We start from the raw sequence: 3,612 nt of genomic DNA, 5'->3' as shown, positions 1-3,612 counted from the left end.
CTTGATTGCCTTGGCTGCACCCGTCTGACGTGTCTGCGATTTCTGTCTCATCTTCGTTCCCTTCGGTCACTACGATGAGCTAAAAATCCTCTCTTATGCAATCCCGCTAATTTGTTCCATAGGCGCTGACGTTAGACAATTCGGACTGGCCCAGCAATCGGATTTGAGTGTTGCGGAGGTTGCCCCTCATACTCACGGCCATGAGGGGCACGACCATGACAGCGGCACTCACGAACATGCCGGAAATCACAGTGGAATTCAAACTCATTCGATCACCACGGATCAACGCATCAACTGGCAGCGCTTGCGATATTTTCTCGAAACGGTTTTCTCGCTTCGCGGCGCTTCGTTTTTACGAATAAAAGGGATCGTCTGGCTCGACACTGCAGACGAAGCAATTGTCATTCAGGGTGTCGGCAATACATTTAGCGACCTGAGATCAGTGGGCCGAGACGTTGATGATACGGAAATCACGCGCCTTGTTTTCATTTACGAGGGCTTGAATGGCGACGCGATTGAGCAATCGTTCAGAGCCATGGTGCTGAACGACAACGTCCGTTAGGTCCCTCTTTCAGCCGCAAACGCCGTCGCCCCGTCTAAAATAAAGTTCTTAATGTTGGCGACAACCATGATGTCTTCGCGCATCAGTCGACCGGCTGCATGAATTTTATCGATGGCTCCATCAGCAACCTTCATGACATTCGGGTGTTTGTTCTCCCCCGCATACCCAAGGTCCTGAGCAAAATCGGCAGGGCCAAACATCAAATAATCAATACCCTCGACGGAAAGAATATCATCCAGGTTATCGATGGCACTCTGGCTTTCCATCATCGCGCCGACGATGACGCTTTCGTCGCACTTCTTCATAAAAGCCGGCAAGTCGTCGATACCACTCATGTAATTTGCACCCCGGCCGCCGCCGAAAGATCGCCGTCCGAGAGGACCAAACCGAGTTGCGCTAACCAATTGCAGGGCATCTTCCTTGCTCGCTATATGCGGCCCGATGATGCCACGAATGCCTCTGTCTAAAAATTGAGTGATGGTGCCGTCGGTAATATCCGGAACCCGTGCAATCGGTGTGAGGCCAACGAGGTCTGCCGCCCGACATATGTTCTCAATAGATGGCATATCGAACACGCCATGTTCGGCATCGATGAAAACAAAATCCAACCCCGCAGGTTCCAACATATCGACAATTTCCGGCGACGGAACGGTTAGCCGCACGCCGTAGGCTTTCGTGCCATTCTTGATGGCATCCTTAATGGAATTCTTAAAGATCATTATTTCCGAACCCCGTTTTACATATGCGAATACATGGGTTGACCCGCGACCGGCATCTCGGCCACCAGAATTTTTCCATGGCCATCAAGAATGTACATGGTTTTATTATCAGGCCCGCCATAGGCGATGTTGGTCAGCTTTTCACTAGTGCAGGTTTCAATCCTGTAGATCGGCAAGCCGGTTTTACTAAAGACCCAAACTACGCCCATGTTAGTTTGCACGCAGACAACATTTCCATCTACGTCCATCGCCATGCCATCCGGTGTACCGAACCCTTGCATGACGGAGAACGTTCCAACCCGGGACGGCGGACGCGCATCATGAAGCGGTTGCCACCAGATCGTATTGGAACGCGACCCCACATAGAGTGTCTTTTCATTGGGACTCAGAACCAAACCATTGGGTCCAGGAAGGGTCTCAATCAAGGCCTCTAACTTTCCATCCGTGGTATAGCGATACACCCGTCCGCTCGGGTCATGCAGCCCCGTTTTTCCTTGGTCGGTAAAGTACAGATCACCATTGCTGGCAAAGACAAGATCATTCGGGCCCTTAAAATTCTCTGCTGGTCTAAAATCTAAGAACGGCGTCACTTCTGCTGTCTTAGGGTCCAGCACCATAATGCCATGATGAAAATCGGCGATAAACATGCGGCCATCTTTGTGGGTCTTCATGCCATTGGGTTCGCCTTCATATTGGGCGAAAAGATCAATTTCCCCCTTGGGCGTCATGCGGAAAATGCGGCCATAAGGGACATCCACGAAGAACAAATTTCCCTCCGTATCGAAGGTCGGCCCCTCTAAATAAAAATCAACACCAACGGCAACACGTGCATAATACTGTGTCTCCTTTCCCGGATGGGAACCGGATAGAGAATACTTTTCCGGCATCGTTGCGAAGACTTCGGTTTTAATGGCTTGTGGTGGGTCATAGGGGCCCATGATTCTTCTCCTTTAAACAGCTAGACCTATTTCACAAGGTCCAATTTTTTGAGCTTATCTTAATAAAGCTTACGCTCGTATTCTGGCAAGGCAATCGAATTTTTTACTTGTAACATTTGCTTATCGGTACGAGCGTGTGTCGCATATAACTGCCAATGATCGGCGGACAAAAAATTTTAGGGGAATAAAAATGGCTACCAAACGTCCAGAAGAGGCCAAGAATTTTCGTCTGTTGGGGCACGACCCGAGTGCCGCTTGGGGCGGTGGCAGTCTTGTACAGATCGTTGACGGGTATGCGTATGTCGGGGCGATTGGAAGTTCGAACCTTGGGGGCCAAGATGGCTTCACCATTCATGATGTTTCGGACCCAACCAAGCCCCGCAAAGTCGGTGAAGTGAAAGCACCCCCGGGCGTGCAAATGCATAAAGTACGGGTCGTTGAGGATAATTTCCTTTACGTCAATGCGGAAGCCAGGCCCGGCGATAAAGGCAAAGACGCGCGCGCCGGATTTTTTATATTTGATATCAGCAATCGGGCGGAACCACGCCAGGTTGGGTTTTACGATATGCCGGGCAGCGGTCCCCATCGCTTCGGCGTCGATAACGAGCGCAAGCTTGCCTTCTTTCCAAATGATGCGGATGGCTGGGATAAGCGCGTCATCTGGACCCTCGACATCAAGGACCCCCTAAAACCAGAAGTCGTTAGCATTTGGGGGCTGCCAATTCAGAAAGCTGAAGGCAAGGGAGCAAGCGGTGATCCGATGCCAGCAACCACAACTTGCACGCTGCACGGCCCGCCGGTCATTCGCGGCAATCGGATGTATGCGGGATTTTGGGGCGGCGGCATGGCGATCATTGACTGCACTGACTTGTCGAACATGGAATTGGTCAGTCATTTACGGTGGAGCCCGCCGTTTGTCGGCTGCACGCACACCGTGTGGCCGGTCGGCGACCGACCTTATCTTGTGGTGGCCGACGAAGGACGCGCGGCAGAGAATTTCTGGGACAGCCAGTTCATGTGGGTTATCGATATCCGCGAGGAACGTAACCCGATGCCAGTTGCAACATTCTTTCCGGATCGGGAAAAGTATTTTCATACCGGCGGCAGGTTTGGCGCGCACAATCTCCTTGAAAATATTCCAAGCGAAGGACCTTGGGCAAACACGGTTTTTCTCACCTACTTTAATGCTGGATTGCGGGCGGTAGATGTCAGCGATCCGTTGGTCCCGAAAGAAGTCGGCTGCTATGTACCCGAACTACCAGATGGTCAGGAAGCCATACAATCCAATGATGTCGGCGCCGACGAGCATGGGCGAATTTATCTCATTGATCGTTGGGGCGCCGGCATGCACATCCTGGAATACACAGGCTAGTACGAAAGAATAATGCTCAAT

Annotated in this window: 4 protein-coding genes; 2 read left to right on the top strand and 2 right to left on the bottom strand. The window is 51.4% G+C overall.

Features of this window, described 5'->3' with window-relative positions:
• The first annotated feature begins 163 nt into the window (after positions 1-163).
• Positions 164-562: a GTP-binding protein gene (locus HOM51_07490; protein ID MBT5034350.1), complete on the top strand. Its 399-nt coding sequence runs from the start codon at positions 164-166 to the stop codon at positions 560-562.
• On the opposite strand, the gene HOM51_07485 is transcribed toward HOM51_07490, so the two are convergent.
• Both HOM51_07485 and HOM51_07480 read right to left on the bottom strand, forming a co-directional pair.
• On the bottom strand, positions 559-1,281 hold the full coding sequence (locus tag HOM51_07485; protein MBT5034349.1) for a 2-dehydro-3-deoxyglucarate aldolase: 723 nt from the start codon (positions 1,279-1,281) through the stop codon (positions 559-561). The genes HOM51_07490 and HOM51_07485 overlap by 4 nt on opposite strands.
• 17 nt (positions 1,282-1,298) lie before the next feature.
• Entirely contained in the window at positions 1,299-2,219 is a 921-nt protein-coding gene (locus HOM51_07480; GenBank protein MBT5034348.1) for an SMP-30/gluconolactonase/LRE family protein, read from the bottom strand.
• Positions 2,220-2,409: 190 nt separating this feature from the next.
• Here HOM51_07480 and HOM51_07475 point away from each other — a divergent pair, with 190 nt between their 5' ends.
• The gene (locus HOM51_07475; GenBank protein MBT5034347.1) at positions 2,410-3,591 is read left to right on the top strand and encodes a hypothetical protein; all 1,182 of its coding nucleotides are present in this window, start codon (positions 2,410-2,412) and stop codon (positions 3,589-3,591) included.
• Positions 3,592-3,612: the final 21 nt, after the last annotated feature.

It is taken from the genome of Rhodospirillaceae bacterium, assembly GCA_018660465.1.
Taxonomy (GTDB): domain Bacteria; phylum Pseudomonadota; class Alphaproteobacteria; order Rhodospirillales; family JABJKH01; genus JABJKH01.
This window is presented reverse-complemented; position numbering and strand designations above follow the sequence as displayed.